Genomic DNA, 18,234 nt, shown 5'->3' on the forward strand with positions numbered 1-18,234 from the left:
GGGCATCAGAACCGCGTCGTCGCCGACACCGAGATCATCCGCCCCAGCGTGTCATACCGCTGCGGGATCGTATTGCCGCGCGACAGCGCATAGTCATAGGTGTTGGTCAGGATCGGCTGTTGACGGTCGAACAGATTGTTGACCGCCGCGGTCAGCGTCAGCCCGTCGGCGATGTTGAACGCCAGCGCGAGGTCGAAGTAATTGTACGCCGGGACGCGCGTGAAGTCGGTGACGGCGGTCTCCGGCTTCGAATTCGGTCCGCCATTCTGGCCGGCGGTGGTGCCGGCGATGTAGCGCCACGCCAGCGAGGCGCTGAACACCTCGTCCTGTGTCGTATAGGTGGCGCGGGCATTGTGGACCCAGCGCGGTGCGGGCTGCGGGCACGAGCCGCCGAAATAGCCGACGCAATTGATGCGCGGCTGGTTGACCGCGGCCTGTCCGCCCTGATCGGTGGTCAGCGTGCCGTTCATCAGCAGGTCGAGCTTGCCGGCCTGTGCGCCGAGCCGCAGCGAATATTGCGCCTGGAAGTCGTAGCCCTCCGCATAGAGGCGATAAGCGTTGAGGTTGCCGCCCTGGATATAGCCGCCCGCGCCACCGGTGCTGGTGAGCTGATAGGTGGTCGGGTCGCGCACCAGTCGGCTGCAATAATAAGGATCGTTGGTGATGACGCAGCCGTCGACCGCAAAGCTGGCGCCGAGATAGCTGATCACGTCGTTGACCTGGATCGTGTAGCGATCGACCGACAGACTGAAGCGCGGCAGGAAGCGCGGCGTCAGGACGAAGCCGTAGGTAGTGGTCCGCGCGTCCTCAGGCACGATCGGCGTGCCGTTGTTGCGTTGCCGGCAGACGTCGTCGACGCAGCGGATGCTGCCGGGCACGCCCGCGGCGAGGCCGTTGCCGTAGAGATTGTCGGGCAGCCCGGTCAGCCGGCACGCCTCGCGGCTGGCGAGCGGTGTGACGCCGTTGACGCTGGCGCACGGGTCGACGATCGTCGCATTCTGGTAGCTGATCGTCTGGTTGGCCTCGCGCAGGCCGGGGGCGCGCGCGGCGCGGTTGCGGCCGAAGCGGAAGGTGATGTCCTCGCTCGGCGAGTAGACCGCCTCGATCTTCCACGTGTTGAAGGTCTCGGGGTTGGTGCTGTACTTGGACAGGCGGTAGCCGCCGTTTACCTGCAACAGCTTGATCAGGGACACGTCCTGCACCAGCGGCAGCTGCGCCTCGACATTGCCCTCGACGACGTCCTGTTGCGCGAACCGGTCCGCGACGCCGCCATAGACTTCGATGAAGCGCGCGTTCTGGAGCCCGCGCTCCTGTTGCTTGCGATATTCGGCACCGATCGCGATCGCGAGGCCCTGCTCGGCGAACGGCGAGCGGATGCCGTAGCGGGTGAGGTCGGCGGTGAGGTTGGCGGTGACGTCGTAGAATTTGGCGCGCAGGTCGCTGTTGCCGAGCCCTTCGTTGAACAAATAATTGCTCAGCGCGGCGCTGCCGCGGTTGTCGGCGACGAAGACGTTGAGCGGGACGCACGACGGATCGCTGCCGTCGACCACCGAGCGGCACGTCGGTACGCCCCCGACGTTGACGACGTCGAGCGCGCGGTTGACGTGCGCGGCGACCGGATTGCCGCCCGGCTGCCACAATTGCCGGCTCTCGTCGTAGACGCCGCCGATGTCGTAGCGCCAGCCTTCGGCGATCTCGCCGCGGACCGAGGCGTTGATGCGGGTCTGCGTGTTGGTGAACGTCTCCTTGTCGCGGTCGCCGGCCAGACCGGGGAAGCCATATTGCACGCCGAGCGGCGCGAAGGCGGTGGTCCCGGCGGCGGTACCGCAGATCGTCTGTGCCTGCGACGCGGACAGGAACGGATTGTCGCAATTCACCCGGTACGTGCCCTGCACATACGGGCCGTAGAGCAGGTTTGCCGACTTATCACGCAGGTACATGACGCCGAGCGAGAACTCGGCGGCCGACGACGCCTTGAAGTTGATGAACCCGCCGGCGTTGAAGCGCTCATAGCCGCGCGCGGCGAGCCGGTCGCCCTGATTGGCGTAGCCGGGGATGGTCGCGGCGGGCGCGAAGGTGCCGGGGCTGCCGGTGACGTTCGAGTAATTGACGCCATTGGCGGTCAGCGTGCCGTTGGGCGAGGCGGCGGTGACGCCGCAGATAAGATTGTTGACGCGCAACGGATTGCCCGTGTCACGGCGCAGCTGACAGCCCGAGGCGTCACGATCGCGGAACAGGATGCCGTCGGCGGTGCGGTAGGTGCCGTAGACCGAGACGTTGAGCCGGTCGTCGAGGAAATTGTGCCCCAGGTCGCGCTGAGATCGGCACGCCCGCCGTCGTTGGTCATGCCGGTCGGCGTCGTGATCCCGTAGCGCGCGGCGACCGGGGTCGAGACGTTGTTGCGGTTGTTGTGGTTGTAGAAGCTGTAATTGGCCGAGAGCTGCAGCCCGGTGAAATTGCGCTTGAGGACATAGTTGACCACGCCCGCGATCGCGTCGGAGCCATAGACCGACGAGGCGCCGCCGGTCAGGACATCGACGCGCTCGACCAGCGACACCGGGATCAGGTTGGTGTCGACCGATTCCGTGCCGGCGATGCGTTGTCCGTTGATGAGCGACAGCGTGCGGTTGAAATCCAGCCCGCGGAGTTTGACGCCGCGCTGTTGACCGTTGCTCTGCTGATAATTCTGCTGCGCGTCGGGTTGCACCTGCCCGAGCCGGTTGGTCACTTCCTCAAGATTGACCGCGCCCTGCGCCCTGATCTCCGAAGCGGTGACGGTGGTGATCGGGCTGGCGGATTTCAGATTGGGGCGGACGATGCGCGTGCCGGTGACGACGATATCGACCGCCTCGGCCGGCTGCTGCGCCGGCACGGGCGGCTCGCCTGCGATCGCGGCGGCGCGCGCCGGCTCGCCCTGGTCGATCTGCCCGAGCGTGCTGAACCCGGCAGGGGAGGGCGCGGCGGCCTGAGCGCTGACCACGAAAACGCCCTGCTGGGTCCGCGAAGCCGCGAAGCCGCTGTTGCGGAGCAATTGAGTGAGCGCAGTGCCGACCGGCATCGTGCCGGAAACGGCCGGCGCGCGGCGGGTCGCGAGCCGCGCCTCGTCGAAGACGATCTGGATATGCGCCTGCTGCGCCAGCGTGCGCAGCGCCTGCGCCAATGGCTGGGGACGAACATCGATCGGCACCGCGGTCTGCTGCGCTTGTGCGGGCGTCGCCGCGAGCGCCGCGGTCAACATCGTCGCTGCCAAGGCGATCGTGCTCGAACGCGCAACGATAATACCAAACCCACTCCTGCCGATCATACCGCCCCCATTTTTTGGTTACCGCAATATGACGTGTGACGATGCGAAACCCTCAGCGCAGAGCAGATCTTTTTTGCGATACTGTCGGTAACGGCTGATTTCGAGCCGAATTGGTATGGTCCGGCCGAAGCGGCGCCAGCAGGATGGCGCCTTCCGATACGACCGCGCGTACCGGAAAGGCAGCGACCACGCCCTGCACGAAGGCGTCAGTGTCGCCGGTGTTGAACACCCCGCTGACCCGCACGTCGGCCGCTTGCGGCGAGACGGTGATCGGCTTGCCGACATTGTAACGATTGACCCGCTGGACCGCGACGGTCAGCGGCTCGCTGGCAAACGACAATTGCCCGCCGCCCGGTCGATCACCGATCGACGCGGCGCGCAACGTCGCCTCCGCCGTATCGTCGGACAGGATCAACTCGCGACCGGGGGTCAGCGCCTGCTCGGCTGGCTCGCGTCCACCCGAAACCCGCGCGAGCTGCGTCGACGGGCCGCTGCCACGATCGCGCAGCACCGCGACATGCCCCTCATAGAGCGCGACGCGCACCTCGCGCGACAGCCGCTCGACCGAGAACGCCGTGCCGACCGCCACCACCACGCTGGTGCCGCTCGTCACCGCGAACGGGCGCAACGGGTTCTTGGCAACCTTGAAACTGGCGCGCCCGCGTTCGAGCGTCAGGTCGCGCCGGTCGTCGCTGAACCGTACGCGGACCGCGCTGTCGGCATCCAGCACCATCGTCGATCCGTCGGCGAGCACCACGGCGCGCTGTTCGCCGACGCGCGTCTCGTAAAGCGTCGCGCGGTCGCGCAGCAGCAGCGTGACGCCGACCGCAAGGAGCAACGCGGCGGCAAGTGCCAGCCATGGCGCGACGCTTCCGCGCGGGGAGTCCAGCGTCGTCGTCCTGCCACCTGCACCGCCGCCAGCGCCTGCTGCCGCAGCGGCAGCAGCTCGGGGGCGTGCGCGTCGAGCGCGATCCCGTCCCACAGCCGCCGCGTCCGCGCGAAGCGTTCACGATGCGCCGGATCCTGTGCCAGCCATGCGTCGAGCGCCTGCTGCTCGGCGGTGGAGGGATCGCCCTCATGAAGGCGCAGGCACCAGGCAATGGCCTGATCGTCGATCGCCTGTTCGCGGGCGGTGCTCATCGCTCGCCTCCGGCATCGCGCAGCAGCGTACGCATCGCCGTGGCGATATGCTTTTCGACCGCGCTGACCGAGACGCCGAACGTGTCCGCAATCTCCTTCCGCGGCATGCCCTCGAGACGGTACAGGATGAAGATGTGGCGGGTCCGTTCTGGAAGGGTGGCGAGCACCGCGGCGACGCGGCCGACGCTTTCGCGCGCCTCGAGGAAGCGGGCGGCGTCGAGCTGATCGACGTCGGCCTCCCGCGCCGGATCGTCGTCGAGGTGATAGCGGTGGCGGACCGTCTCGCGACGGTAGTGGTCGTTGACGAGATTGGCGGCGATCCGAAAGATATAGGCTTCGGGATTGTCGACGACATGCGGCGGCCCGGCGGCCAGCCGGCAGAACAGGTCCTGCGTCAGATCCTCGGCATGGGACGGGTCGCGCAGCCGTCGCTGGAAGAATGCGATCAACGCCGGACGGAGTCGACCGGACAGCGCCAGCAGGTCCGCAGACAGGGCCCTTGGTTGAGGTCGATCCATTCGCATAGAGAGTAGACGGGTGAGCGGTCGAAAGACACAGCGACCGCGGCGAATTTCGGTCCGAACCTCCGATAACAGGGTTATCTGTGGCCTGTCTGCTGTTCGAACCAGCTCGCATAAGGGGTGTTGGCGACCATTCGGCGGTTGAGGTCCGGCGCGCCGTCTTCCCACCAGACCGGTCCGCGCTCGCCAAGCGCAACCTTTGCGCGATCCACCGCCGCGCGTGCCTCCGCGACACCGGCCGCATCGCTCTGACGCAGCGCCACGCCTACCCCGCGTCGGGCCTGCATCAGCTCACCGACAAGTAAGCTGCGGCACTCTTCGGGCAGCGACGGGTCCGACCGTCGCCAGAGGCGGCCTCGAACGACGAAATAGCGACCGTCCGGTGTGATGGGATGATTGTCCGTGCTCACGACTGCCGTCTGATCGTCTGCTCACAGCATCTCGAGCGGGCGACGATCACGGGGCCGCGGGAATGCGGCATCCAAGGCAGCGAGATCGTCGTCCGACAGCACGAATTCGGCCGCCGCGTGATTCTCGCGAACATGCGCCACCGTACCGGCCTTCGGGATCGCGATTATTCCGTCGCGGCGCAGTGCCCAGGCCAAGGCGACCTGCGCAGACGTGGCGCCGATCGATCCTGCCACGTTCGCGAGCGCGGGATCCGTGACAAGCCTCCCCTGCTCGACGGGGCTGTAGGCCATCACCGGCATCTCATGCTTGTCCAGCCAGGGCAGCAGATCATGTTCGGGACCGCGCCGCGACAGGTTGTAGAGGATCTGATCGGTGGCGCAGGCACCGCCGCCGGCCAGGACGAGTTCTTCCATGTCGGCCGTGTCGAGGTTGCTGACGCCCCAATGGCGTATCTTGCCGGCCTGCTTAAGTGCTTCCATTGCCTCAACGGTCTCGCCGAGCGGCACCGATCCGCGCCAGTGAAGGAGGTAGAGGTCGAGCCGGTCGGTCCCGAGCCGCCGCAGGCTGGCGTCGCAGGCAGCGGCAAGCCGTTTGCGCGATGCGTTCTGCGGATACGCCTTGCTGACCAGGAATAGCTGATCACGAACCTCACCCAGCGCTTCAGCGATCAGTGTTTCGGCGGCGCCATCCCCGTACATTTCGGCCGTGTCGATGAGGGTCATGCCCAGCTCGACACCTGCGCGCAGCGCCGCGATCTCGGCGGCACGTCGATCGCGACGCTCGCCCATCATCCACGTGCCTTGGCCAAGCGCCGGAACCTTCTCGCCATCGGGCAGGGTCGCGAACTTCATCAACGTCTCTTTCTGCGAGTTGGTCTGGCGGTCGGCTATGCCACTCGTTCCATGACCGACAGGAGATCGTCGACGCTGCCGGTCGTGAAGGCGCTGTATTCGTCGCCGACGGCATAGGGCAGCAGGATGCGACGTTTATGCAGTAACGCGCCGCAGCTGTAGGTCACGTTCGGCACATAGCCGCCGCGTTGTTCGGCAGAGGGGAAGAGCAGCGGCGACGGCGTGCGTGCCAGCACCTTTGCGGGATTGTCCTTGTCCAGCAGGCACGCGCCGACGCAATAGCCGCGCACCATGCCGACGCCATGGGTGAAGACGAGCCAGCCTTCGTCGATCTCGATCGGCGACCCGCAATTGCCGATCTGGACGAACTCCCAGGGGTATTTCGGACCCATGATCCGCATCCCCTCGTCCCAATTGTAGAGATCGTCGGAGTAGAGCAGCCAGACGTTCACATTGTCCTGCCGTCCGAGCATGGCGAAACGACCGTCGATGCGCCGCGGGAACAGCGCCATGCCCTTGTAGCTGGCGAAGGTGCCGGTGAGCGCCCGCATCTCGAAGCTGCGTTCGTCGATGCCGCGGAGCAGCTCGGACCGGGCGGCGCTGCCGTCGAAGGCGGTGTAGGTGCCGATGACGCTTTCCACGCCGTCGTGGTCGGTGAACCGCACGAGGCGGAGGTCTTCCACGCCCTGGCGTTGGCTGGGCAGGACCGGGAAGATCACGGTCTCCGACACGTCCTCGCTGTCATCGGCCATCATCCTGACCCAGCCATCGTCGTTGCTGTCGACGCGGGGCGGCACGCCCTGTTCGCTCGGCGGATCGATGACGAGCCCGGTGCTGCCGTCCCAAGCGCCCGTCCGGAAGGTGACGGACGAAACGTGACCCTCGCCGACGCCGCGCAGCGACACGAGGAAGCGGACGTTGTCGTCGTCGGTCTTTTCGTCGGGCAGCGTGACGATGCTCGGATTGAACAACGCGGCCGATTCGAAGGCATATTCCTGGCTGAAATAGGCGCCGATCAGCAACCGGTCGCGCTCGGCCTCGACGGTGATCCCGACATCGGCTTTCACCTCCTCGAACCGCCGCAGGAACACGCCGTGCACATTGCGGTGTCGCTTCTGCATCGCTTCCTGCAGCAATTGCAGCATCCGGTCACGCATCGGCTCGTCGAGCGACATGACGCGCCGGACGACGTCTTCGGCGCGGGTGGGTTTGCGGTCGAACGCAGGCGGATAACCGAAAGTGAACGGCCGAATGACCGTCCGTGAGGGATCGGGCTTCAATTCGACGTCCAGCTTGGTGAACACTTCCGCTGCGAGCATGCGCCGCCTTTCACAATGGTCCGGGCGCTGAACGCCGGACGTGCGTCTCGCGGTCCCAGGTAATTGGAAGGGTGGCGAATGATCGTCCGGTTGGGGGTGTTCCCGGCCCCTTGACATGTTGTCGACGCAATCCGCTATTGCGTGTCACTCGCATATTTGGCATCGGCAACTCCATAAGGGAGAATCATTCATGGTTGCTGTGCTGCAGGCCCGCTCGACGCGGGTGCTTCTGCTGTCGATGTCGTGCGTCGCCGCCGCATCGCTGTTTTCGACGCCGGCCATCGCGCAAGAAACGCAAGGCGATATCGTCGTCACCGCCGATCGCCGGGACAGCTTCGGTGCCGATTATGTGCAGGCCGGCACGTTCCGCGACGCCCGCCTGATCGACACGCCGCTGACCGTCGCGATCATGACGAAGCCGTTGCTCGATGCGCAGCAGGCCCGCTCGATCAACGATGCGGTGCGCAACACCGCCGGGGTTTCACAGGCGCAGATCAACACCAGCATCTACAGCAACCTGGCGGTGCGCGGGGTTACGCTCAACAACTTCACCAACGTCCGCTGGAACGGCGTGCTGCCGGTGGTGAACCTGATCGAGCAGCCGATCGAGAGCAAGGACCGGATCGAGGTCCTGAAGGGCGCGGCCGGGCTCTATTATGGTTTCGCCACGCCCTCGGGCATCGTCAATCTCGTGACCGAACGGCCGACCGCGACGCCGGTGACACGGTTCGAGCTGCAAGGCGATGGGAACGGCTCGGTCGGCATGAGCGCCGACGTCAGCCGCCGCTTCGGCTCGGCCGGGATGCGCGTCAATGCCGGCACGGGCATCCTGGAGACGGGCGTCCGCCGGACCGAGGGCACCCGGAGCTTCGTGACCGGGGCGTTCGACTGGACGCCGGCGGATGGGGTTAAGATCCTGCTCGACGCCGAATATATCTACAAGACGATCACCGAGCCGACCGAGTTCAGCCTGACGCCCGTGAACGGTACGATCACGCTGCCGCCGCTCCCATCGCCGCGCCAGAACCTCGGTGCGGACTGGATGCAGGCGCGGGGCCGGGAAACCAACCTGCTGGCGCGGGTGAACTACGACTTCGCACCCGGCTGGCGGTTCGCCGGGGCGGTTGGGCGGTCGTATCTGTCGCGCGACCGGGCCTATTCCTCGTTCGGTCGCTATGATCCGGTGACCGGCGACGGCACGCTCACCGTCGCGCAGACGACCGGCAACGATTACACCAACGTCGTCTATCGCGGCGACCTCTCCGGCACGATCCGGACCGGACCGATCGAGCATAGCCTGCTGGTCGGCGTCGCTTTCCAGACGCGCGACGGCAACGTGCCGACTGCCGTGCGCCGCACCTTCGCGCAAAACCTCTACGACCCGGTCCTCATCCCGTATCAGTCGGCACCGCCGCGGATCATTCCCAATCCGACGCGGACCGAGGATCTGGGCGTCTATGTCTTCGACCGGGCGTCGCTGGGCGACTGGCTGCAGGCGACGGTCGGCTGGCGCAAGACACGCTACACGGATGTCAGCCGCACCAATTCCTACGAGGTGACGCCCGATACGCTGTCCTATGGCGTGATGGTCAAGCCGGTTCGCTGGATCAGCGCCTATGCCAATTATATCGAGGGGCTGGAGCCGGGACCGATCGCGCAGCAGATCGCCAACAATGCCGGCGAGATCCTCCCTGCCGCCGTCAGCCGCCAGAAGGAGGCCGGAGTCAAGATCGCGCCGCTTTCCGGGCTGCTCCTGACCGGCACCTATTTCCACATCGCGCGCCCCTCCGCTTATCTGAACAGTGCGAACTTCTTCGTGCAGGACGGGGAGGCGATCTATGAGGGCGGCGAGTTCAGCGCGGTCGGCGAGATCGGCCGCCACCTGTCGATCACGGCAAGTGCGATGACGCTCTCCGCACGCCAACGGACGGGCGCGGCCAGCGTGGTCGGCAAGCGGATCGAGAATGCCGCGCCGTTCTCGGGCTCGGTCTTCATGGAATATCGCCTGCCTTCGGTGTCCGGGCTGAGCCTGTCGGCGGGCATGTTCCGGGTCGGGCGTCGGGCGGTGAACGCGCTCAACCAGGGTTATGCGCCGGGCTATACGACGTTCGACCTGGGCGCTGCCTATCGCTTCGACTTGCTGGGCAAGCGTGCGACGCTCCGCGCTTATGGCGATAACATCACCGACCGACGTTACTGGGCATCGACCGGATCGAACCTGCTTGCCCAAGGGCTGCCGCGGACGGTGAAGATGAGCCTGTCGCTGGACCTGTAAGCTGGCGAACTGGCTGGGTGGCCGGGTACGTGGTTCCCGGCGACCGTGCGGGGCATCGTCAGACCTGGTCTGGCGATGCCCCGCGCCGCATTCCTCAATACCGGATCGTCAGTCCCATGAACGCGCGCGTGGCGCGTGGGTCGAGGCCGGCGAGGCGTCGTGCCTGCACGTCGCGCGTCAGCGGCGTCGCGATTTCGGCATAGGCCGACAGCCGGCCCGACAAAGCGAGACGCACGCCGCCCCCGGTCGATGACAGCGAATTGGTACGCGATTCACCCGGAAGCACCACCTCGTTCGACACCGTGCCGACATCGTAGAAACCGTAGAATTGCGCGCCGAGCTGCGCTGCGGGCAGACCGGTGTTATATTGCAGTTCGACACGCCCCGCGACGCCCTTGTCGCCGATGATCTCGGAGGGGTCGTAAGCGGTGCCGATCACCGCGCCGCCGACACCGAATTGTTCGGACGAGAAGAGCGAGCCGCCGAACGACGTCTGCGCCTTGACGACGCCGTACAGGTTGAGCCCCTGCCAGATCGTGTCCAGGCTCTGCCGACGCGAAAGCTCCGCGGTCAGCTTGTGAAAGCCGTTGCGCGCGCGCGGGCGGGAAGGGTTGGGGCGTGCCTCGCTCAGGCTGCCGAGCATCGACAAGCCCTGGCTATATTCGACGACCAGCAGGTTCTGCCCCCCGCATGGTCGGCGACGTCGTAGCTCGCGTTCAGCCGCAGCGCGCGGATGCGGTCGTATGACGACGGCGTGAGATCGGGCGCGTCGTTGATGACCGTACGGCTGTCGAGATAATGGAACGCCAGCCCGACGCGCACCGTCTGCGCCCGCGACCGCAGGAGCGGATAGCCGAGCCGCGCGCCGAGCGTCGTACCGTCGGCGCGCGCGTTCAACGGCTTCAGCACGAAGCCCGGGCGCGAATGGCTGTAACCGGCGCTCGTGGTCAGCAGCAGGCCATCGCCGCCCAAGGGCAGGTCGATCTGTCCGTTGACATATTGAAGTTCCGAAGCCGGCGCGGCGCCGGCATAGTTGAGCGCGATCCGCTCCCCGAGCCCCAGCGCATCGTTGGTGGCGACGCCGCCGTAATATTGGATGGGGCCGATATAGCGGCTGCCGTGATTGTCCATTCCGGCATAGGCATCGATCGCCTTGTGCGTCGCGACGATCGTGACCAGCGATCCGCCCGCCACGTCGGGCGCGGGCGCAAGCACCGCCCGCGCGTCGACACCGGCCAGATCGTTCATCAGCAGCAGGTAACGTTCGAGCACCTTGCCGCGGAGCGGGCGCGAGGCGACCAGCGCATCGGCATAGCGCCGCAGGACGCGACTGGCCTTGCCCTGCACCTCGACCTTGCTGACGAAACCCTCGACCACCTGTAGCCGAAGCACGCCATCCTCGACGCGCTGTGCCGGCACGATCACCCGCGACAGCACATAGTCGTCGCTACGGTAGCGGGCGGTGATCGCATCGGCGAGGCGGAAGGCGTCCGTCAACGTGATTTCCCGGCCCAGCAGCGGCCGGATAAGGTCATCGAACGCGCCCGCGGGATAGACGGTGCTGCCCTCGACGCGGATGTCGCGCACGGTCAGCCGGACATTGGCGGCGGCCTCAGGCGCGACCGTCTCCGGGATCTCCGGCGTGACGATCTCGGGTGCGGTGCGTGGCAGCGGGGGCGGCGCGAGCTGCTGCTGGACGCGACCGGGGTCGACCTGGGCGGGGAGCGGAGCGACCTGGGCGCTCGCTTCGGTGGCCAGCAGCAGGGTGCCCGTCAGACAGGCGGCATGGGCAAGGCGCTTCACTTGCGCGACTCCAGCTTGAGAGAGGATATGAAGGAATTGGCGTATTCGTTGGCGCCTTGGACGCTGCGATCCTGGATCGTCAGCGTCGCATTGGCATTGCCGACGTTCAGCGGGACCGCAGGCGGCGTGGGCACGAAGGAGGTGGCAAGCCCGGTGCTGACCGCCACCTCTCCGGCCGTCGATGGCGCGGCCACTGGCGTCGCGAGGAGCGACTGGAGCGGCTGGGTGGCGACCAGCGCCTGCAAGGGCACAGGAACCGGTGCAGGCGTCACCGTCATCGTGCCGTTGCGGTAGGTCACGACGTAATTCGCCAGCTGCCCGCCCGACGCGTAAATCACATAGCTGCCGGCGGGGGATTGTACCGTGGCATCGGTCGACAGGATCGGCGCGATGCCGGTCGAGGCGGCGGTATCGCTGCCCACGAACCCGCTGTAGCTCGCGGTCAGCACCGGCATCGGATCGCCCGACATCCGCACCTGATCATCCGCACGCACCAGCAGCGCCGCCGGAAGGATCGTACCGGCCGCGCCAACCACGCTGCCGGTGGGCAGCGCGTAATTGGCCAGCGACGTGCCGGCCCCGGCGAGATAATCGCTTGCCGACAACAGCACGGACACGGGCAATGCCTGGCCGGCGTTCGCGGAGGCGAAGGCGCCGGCGGTCCGCGCGATGCCGATCGACTCGCCCGCGACGACGCCGCGGATCCGGTAGCTGGACGGCGTAAGTGCTGCGGTCGAGGTGCCGTCATAGGTCTTGGACACGGAGCCGGCGATCAGTTCGACCGACAGACGCGCCGGATCGATCGCTACCGACAGCCCGGTTGGCTGGCCGGCGAGCGCGTAATTGCCCGCATCCGCGCCGGTAAGCGCGAAGCCGCTGGCGGTTACCGCCTGCGTGCCTGCATTCTTGCTGGCCGCCGTGCCGGTGCCGTGGGTGAGGTCGACCGCGTCGCCACCGACCACGCCCGACAGCGTGCCCCCTGACAGCGCCACCGCAGTGGTGCCGTCATAGGCGCGCGCCTGCGTCGTGACGCCGCCGAGCGCGAGCTGCTTTGCCGTGATCGTCGCGGTCAAGCTGCTCGGCTGGCCGGAAAGGACATAATTGCCGGCATCGGAGCCGTTCAGGACGAAGCCGGAGACGGTCACCGTCTTGCCGGTGCCGACGTTGCGGTCGGCGAGGCTGCCGGTGCCGGTGACCAGGCCGACGGCGTCTGCGCCGACCAGGCCGGACAGCGTGCCGCCCGACAGCGCCACATTGGTGGTGCCGTCATAGCTGCGGTCGAGCGCGGTGACGCCTGAGAGGCTGATCGCCTTGGCGGCGATGTCGACCGAAAGCGTGTTCGGTACTCCACCCAGCGCGTAATTGGCTGCGTCCGCGCCGCTCAGCTGGAAGCCGGCCACGGTGACGGTCTTGCCAGTCCCGACGTTGCGGTCGGCGAGGCTGCCGGTGCCTTGTACCAGCGACACCGTGTCACCGCCCAGCAGACCCGCGACGGTGCCGCCAGTCAGCGCGACCGTGGTCGTGCCGTCGTAAGTGCGATCGATCGCACCCACGCCCGAGAGCGTCACCGCGCGTTGCGCGATCGCTACCGACAGCCCGGTCGGCTGGCCGGCGAGCGCGTAGTTGCCCGCATCCGCGCCGGTGAGCGCGAAGCCGCCGGCGGTTACGGCCTGCGTGCCCGCATTCTTGCTTGCAGCGGTGCCGGTGCCGGTGGCGAAACCGACCGCATCGCCACCGACCACGCCCGACAGCGTGCCCCCTGACAGCGCCACCGCAGTGGTGCCGTCATAGGCGCGCGCCTGCGTCGTGACGCCGCCGAGCGCGAGCTGCTTTGCCGTGATCGTCGCGGTCAAGCTGCTCGGCTGGCCGGAAAGCACATAATTGCCGGCATCCGACCCGTTCAGGGCGAAGCCGGAGACGGTGACCGTCTTGCCGGTGCCGACGTTGCGGTCGGCGAGGCTGCCGGTGCCGGTGACCAGGCCGACGGCGTCTGCGCCGACCAGGCCGGACAGCGTGCCGCCCGACAGCGCCACATTGGTGGTGCCGTCATAGCTGCGGTCGAGCGCGGTGACGCCTGAGAGGCTGATCGCCTTGGCGGCGATGTCGACCGACAGCGTGTTCGGTACTCCACCCAGCGCATAATTGGCTGCGTCCGCGCCGCTCAGCTGGAAGCCCGCCACGGTGACGGTCTTGCCGATGCCGACGTTGCGATCGGCGAGGTTGCCGGTGCCTTGTACCAGCGACACCGTGTCACCGCCCAGCAGGCCCGCGACGGTGCCGCCGGTCAGCGCGACCGTGGTCGTGCCGTCATAGGTGCGGTCGATCGCACCTACCCCCGAGAGCATCACCGAGCGTTGCGCGATCGCTATCGACAAGCCGATTGGCTGGCCGGCGAGCGCGTAGTTGCCCGCATCCGCGCCAGTGAGCGCGAAGCCGCTGGCGGTCACTGCCTGCGTTCCCGCATTTTTGCTGGCCGCCGTGCCGGTGCCGGTAGCGAAACCGACCGCATCGCCACCGATTACACCGGACAACGATCCGCCTGACAGCGCCACGGCGGTGGTGCCGTCATAGGCGCGCGCCTGTGTCGTGACGCCGCCCAGCGCGAGCTGCTTTGCCGTGATCGTCGCGGTCAGTCCGCTCGGCTGGCCGATCACGTAATTACCTGCGTCCGCGCCGGTCAGCCCGAAGCCGCTGAGCGATACCGCCTTGCCGACACCGACGTTGCGGTCGGCCAGCGTGCCGCCGGTCAGGGCGACCGTTGTCGTGCCGTCGTAGACACGGTCCTGCGCGGCTAAGCCGCTGACCGACAGTGCGCGGGCGGCGATGTCGACCGACAGCGCGCTGGGAACGCCACCCAATGAGTAGTTAGCCGCATCGGCGCCGCTCAGCGCGAACCCGGTGACGCTCACGCTCTTGCCGATGCCGACATTGCGGTTGGCGAGGCTGCCGGAGCCTTGCACCAGCGACACCGCGTCGCCGCCCAGCAGGCCCGCGACGGTGCCGCTGGTCAGCGCGACCGTGGTCGTGCCGTCGTAGCTGCGGTTCACCGCGCTGACCCCCGAGAGCGTCACCGCCAGCGGAGTGATCGTCGCGGAGAGTCCGGTCGGCTGCCCGGCGAGCAAGTAATTGCCCGCATCCGCGCCGTTCAGGGCGAAGCCGCTGGCCGACACCGCATGGGTGCCGGCGTTGCGGCTGGCGGAGACGCCGGTGCCACCCGCCACACCCACGATATCCGATCCGACCACGCCCGACAGCGAGCCGCCGGTCAGCGCAATCGCGGTCGTGCCGTCATACGCACGCCCCTGTGCCGCGACGCCGCCCAATGTCAGCTGCTTTGCCGTGATCGTCGCGGTGAGGCCGCTGGGTTGCGACAGGACATAGTTGCCCGCCGCTGCGCCGGTCAGCGTGAAGCTCGACAGCGAGACGGCCTTGCCGATGCCGACATTGCGATCGGCCAGCGCACCCGATCCGGCATTGAACCCGACCGTGTCGCCGCTCAGCACGCCGGACAGCGAGCCGCCCGACAGCGCCACGGTGGTGGTGCCGTTGTAGGTACGGTCCACCGCCGACAAGCCTGCCAGCGTCAGCGCGCGCGCGGTGATCGTGCCGATCGTCGCGGAGGTCGACCCGGTCGGGAGCACGTAGTTGGAGAGCAGGGTGCCCGAACCGGCGGTGAAATCGCCTGCCGACAGCGATGCGGTGACGTTGAGGTGCGTCCCGACGTTCGCGGTCGCATAGCTGCCCGAGGTCGTACCGATCGCGATGCTGTCGCTGCCGTAAAGCCCCGTCAGCTGGAAGTTGCCCTGCGACAAGGTCGCGGCGGTGGTGCGGTCATATTGCTTGCCGACCGATCCGGTCAGCGCCAGCGTCAGCACCTTGGGTGTGACCGTGACCGTGCCGTTGGCGAAGGTGATCGCATAGCCAAGCGGCGAGGCGAGGGTGCCTTGGCCGATCGTCAGCGCATAGCTGCCGCCGACCGCATTGCCTGCCTGATAGCTGGTGCTGGTGGTCACCGCGCCCGAAAGCGCGGTCGCTTGCGTGTCGCCGTCGATGAAGCCGGTGACGCTGGGGGTGACGCTGCCTGCGGAGTCGCCATAGCCGACCGTGGTGTTGCCGGTGACGGTCAGGACCGGCACCACGCTGTAGACGAACAGGTCGTCGGTCGCGGAGAGACTGGAAGGCGGGTTTGCGCTCAGCGTCCGACCGTAGAACTTGCCGTCCGCCGTCAGCCCGCCCAGCGTGTTGTTCCGCGGATCGGCGGAATAGACGAGGAAGCGCCCGGCGCCCGCCGACAGCGCGGCCGCGCCAGCGTTGTTGACGAACGCGCCGCCAGTCGCGAGCAGGATCGAGGTGCCGCTGCCGGTGGCTGTGATCGCACCGTTCAGCGTCAGCGATCCGCTGGCGGAGCCGAGGTTGCGGACGTCGACCGTGCCGGCGTGGATCGTGCCCAGCGCGATATTGCTCGCGTCGTTGTAGGTCTTGTCGGTGCTGAGGGCGAGCTTGATCGATACCGCACCGGTGGTGGTGATGGTGGAGCTGGCGAGCGCGATCTCCGCATTGCCTGCATCTCGCTGGGCATCGACCACGCCGTTGGCGACGCTGCTGTTGGCGAGCAGCGTCAGGTTGCCGGCACCCAGACTGATGTCGGCGCCGCCGGCGATGCTGTGCCCCGCCTCCAGCGTCAGGTTGCCGGTGGCGTTGCCGGCGGTCGCGATCGCATCGTTGATGAAGATGTTGCTGCTCGCCTGCAACACCAGCGAGGTGCCGTTGTTGAGCGATTTTTCGATCAACGACGGCGCGATCGTCATCGTCGACTGTGCCGCGCGGGCATAGGTCCAGCCGGTCGGGTCGGCGAAGCCCAGCGTTATCCGCCCGGTCCCTTCCTGGCTGAAGTTCAGGAGCAGCGATCCGGTCGCCGACAGCTTGTAGCCAAGGCCGAAGAACGTCGGCGCCATGGCATCGCCGTAGAAGCTGTTGCGCAGGCTCATCGTGCCCGTCAGCGGCGTGGCGCCGTCATGATAGGTGATCGCGCTTCGGCCGTTGCCGGCATAGATGCTGTTGATGATGTAGCTGCCGCCCGGCAGCCGAATGACCCCATAGTTTCCGAGCGAGTCTCCCGACGCGGCACCGACCAGCGAATTCGTCGCGTCCAGCGTGCCGGTGAACGACCCGCCCACGGCCACTTCCGTGACGGCACCGGCGTTGCCGGCGGTATACGGATTGACGAACAGCGTCTTGCCGTTGGCCAGATCGTATGTGAAGGACGGCCCGGCAAAGCCGACCTGGTCGCCGGTCGTCGTCCCGATCGCGCTATTGGCGACGGAGACCGTGCCGTGGAGCCCGGTGGTGCCGTCCATCAGCGTGGTGGCGCCCCGCATGCCTGACCAATAGGAGCTGAAGATCGCGATGCGGCCGTCCGCCAGCACCTTGAAGCGATCGGACCCCAGCCGGTCGCCGTCGTCCAGAATAGAGTAATACTCTCGGGTCACGTTGGACGGGACAAAGAGCGTGCCAGCAGTCGATCCCACCAAACTGTTGGCGGCGCTCACCTGACCTGCGAAGATGCCGCCACCCGCGAACGTGCCGTCGCTCTTGCCTAGCGTCACCGCACCGGTGCGATTGCGCCAGTTGGTGTTGATGAGCAGGAAACGATCGTTGCCGATCGTGTCGATGGGCGCCGATGCCCCTTCCGGGTTGCTGCCGACCCGGTCGCCGCCGACCCAATAGCGGAGCCCGACCGTGTTTCCGTAAGTATAATTGTAGGAGCTGATGTAGCGCGTCGCCGCCTGCGCGCCGACCAGGCTGTTCGCGGCCGAGATCGATCCCGTCAGCGAGCCGGTGCCGTCGACGAGCGCGCCGGTGGTGCCGTTGACGAAGGTGACCGCGCCACGCTGCTGCGACCAGTTCGGGCTGGCGATCAAGAAGTTGCTGTTGCCCAGTACGGTCACGCCGCCGCTGCCGACATAGTCGCCGCCGAACATGGCGGGTCTACCGCTCTCGCAACTGGCGCAATAGATGCGATCGTTTTCCGCACCGGTCGTGCCGACCAGGCTGTTGCTGCTGTTGATCGTTCCGGTGATCGCTCCGCCGGCCGCGACGTACGTGGCCGCGCCACGCGTCTTGTTCCAATTGGGGCTCAGGATCACATAGGCGCCGTTGGCCAAGGCAATGACCGAACTGCCGACATTGTCGCCGCCCAGCGGGCTCGTCTCATAAGCGGTGGCGCCGACCAGGCTGTTGGTCGTCTCCGTTCGCGGCCATGCCCGCGGTGCCGCTGACACGGGTGACCGCGCCCTTGCCGCCACTCCATTCATATGTCGAGGTGACGAAGTCGCTGGTCCCGGACAGCTTGACGATGCTCGCGCCGACGCGGTCGCCGGCGGTGCTTCCGACAAGGCTGTTGCTGCCGGAGACGATTTCTCCCGCCGACCCGCTGCTGCCGCTCAGCGTCTGGCCGTTGGTGCCGTCGAGCACCGTCACCGAACCGCGCGAGCCATTCCATGTGGGGCTGACGACGGCGTAATTGCCGTTCGCCAACGCGGTCACGATGCCGATCTTGTCGCCGCCATCGATCGTTCGGCGGTGATAGCTATCATATCCCGTCGCGGTG

At 67.1% G+C, this 18,234-nt stretch carries 13 protein-coding genes; 1 reads left to right on the forward strand and 12 read right to left on the reverse strand.

Translation table 11 applies throughout. From position 1 onward, the window contains the following. Positions 1–5 precede the first annotated feature (5 nt). The 8 genes from QP166_RS04365 to QP166_RS04400 all read right to left on the reverse strand — a co-directional run bounded on the left by QP166_RS04365 (position 6) and on the right by QP166_RS04400 (position 7,546). Positions 6–2,180: a TonB-dependent receptor domain-containing protein gene (locus QP166_RS04365; RefSeq protein WP_333914809.1), complete on the reverse strand. Its 2,175-nt coding sequence runs from the start codon at positions 2,178–2,180 to the stop codon at positions 6–8. After that, positions 2,123–3,238: a TonB-dependent receptor gene (locus QP166_RS04370; protein ID WP_333914810.1), complete on the reverse strand. Its 1,116-nt coding sequence runs from the start codon at positions 3,236–3,238 to the stop codon at positions 2,123–2,125. Before QP166_RS04370 ends, QP166_RS04365 begins: the two co-directional genes overlap by 58 nt. Positions 3,239–3,356: 118 nt before the next feature. Beyond that, a complete protein-coding gene (locus QP166_RS04375; RefSeq protein WP_333914811.1) occupies positions 3,357–4,037 on the reverse strand; it encodes a FecR family protein in 681 nt (226 codons plus the stop codon). Further along, positions 3,977–4,444, reverse strand: coding sequence for a DUF4880 domain-containing protein (locus tag QP166_RS04380; protein WP_333914812.1), 468 nt, complete (start codon positions 4,442–4,444; stop codon positions 3,977–3,979). The genes QP166_RS04375 and QP166_RS04380 overlap by 61 nt, the downstream gene beginning before the upstream one ends. Further along, complete coding sequence (locus QP166_RS04385) at positions 4,441–4,968, reverse strand: sigma-70 family RNA polymerase sigma factor (RefSeq protein WP_333914813.1); 528 nt, start codon at positions 4,966–4,968, stop codon at positions 4,441–4,443. The genes QP166_RS04380 and QP166_RS04385 overlap by 4 nt, the downstream gene beginning before the upstream one ends. A 74-nt stretch (positions 4,969–5,042) precedes the next feature. Next, complete coding sequence (locus QP166_RS04390; RefSeq protein ID WP_333914814.1) at positions 5,043–5,375, reverse strand: hypothetical protein; 333 nt, start codon at positions 5,373–5,375, stop codon at positions 5,043–5,045. 21 nt (positions 5,376–5,396) lie between these two features. Then, on the reverse strand, positions 5,397–6,227 hold the full coding sequence (locus QP166_RS04395) for an aldo/keto reductase (protein ID WP_333917253.1): 831 nt from the start codon (positions 6,225–6,227) through the stop codon (positions 5,397–5,399). A gap of 35 nt (positions 6,228–6,262) precedes the next feature. Further along, positions 6,263–7,546, reverse strand: a complete 1,284-nt coding sequence (locus QP166_RS04400; RefSeq protein WP_333914815.1) for a glycoside hydrolase family 130 protein — start codon at positions 7,544–7,546, stop codon at positions 6,263–6,265. Between the two features lie 190 nt (positions 7,547–7,736). Here QP166_RS04400 and QP166_RS04405 point away from each other — a divergent pair, with 190 nt between their 5' ends. Beyond that, the gene (locus tag QP166_RS04405) at positions 7,737–9,821 is read left to right on the forward strand and encodes a TonB-dependent siderophore receptor (protein ID WP_333914816.1); all 2,085 of its coding nucleotides are present in this window, start codon (positions 7,737–7,739) and stop codon (positions 9,819–9,821) included. Between the two features lie 94 nt (positions 9,822–9,915). On the opposite strand, the gene QP166_RS04410 is transcribed toward QP166_RS04405, so the two are convergent. The 4 genes from QP166_RS04410 to QP166_RS04425 are packed head-to-tail and all read right to left on the reverse strand — an operon-like array spanning position 9,916 to position 18,170. Continuing rightward, a complete protein-coding gene (locus QP166_RS04410) occupies positions 9,916–10,464 on the reverse strand; it encodes a ShlB/FhaC/HecB family hemolysin secretion/activation protein (protein ID WP_333914817.1) in 549 nt (182 codons plus the stop codon). Then, positions 10,449–11,624 (reverse strand): ShlB/FhaC/HecB family hemolysin secretion/activation protein, encoded by a 1,176-nt coding sequence (locus QP166_RS04415; protein WP_333914818.1) that lies wholly within the window; start codon positions 11,622–11,624, stop codon positions 10,449–10,451. The genes QP166_RS04410 and QP166_RS04415 overlap by 16 nt, the downstream gene beginning before the upstream one ends. Next, a complete protein-coding gene (locus tag QP166_RS04420; protein WP_333914819.1) occupies positions 11,621–17,905 on the reverse strand; it encodes a YDG domain-containing protein in 6,285 nt (2,094 codons plus the stop codon). Before QP166_RS04420 ends, QP166_RS04415 begins: the two co-directional genes overlap by 4 nt. Next, positions 17,835–18,170, reverse strand: a complete 336-nt coding sequence (locus QP166_RS04425; protein ID WP_333914820.1) for a hypothetical protein — start codon at positions 18,168–18,170, stop codon at positions 17,835–17,837. The genes QP166_RS04420 and QP166_RS04425 overlap by 71 nt, the downstream gene beginning before the upstream one ends. Between the last annotated feature and the right edge of the window lie 64 nt (positions 18,171–18,234).

The sequence above is a fragment of the Sphingomonas sp. LR60 genome (assembly GCF_036855935.1).
Lineage (GTDB): Bacteria > Pseudomonadota > Alphaproteobacteria > Sphingomonadales > Sphingomonadaceae > Sphingomonas.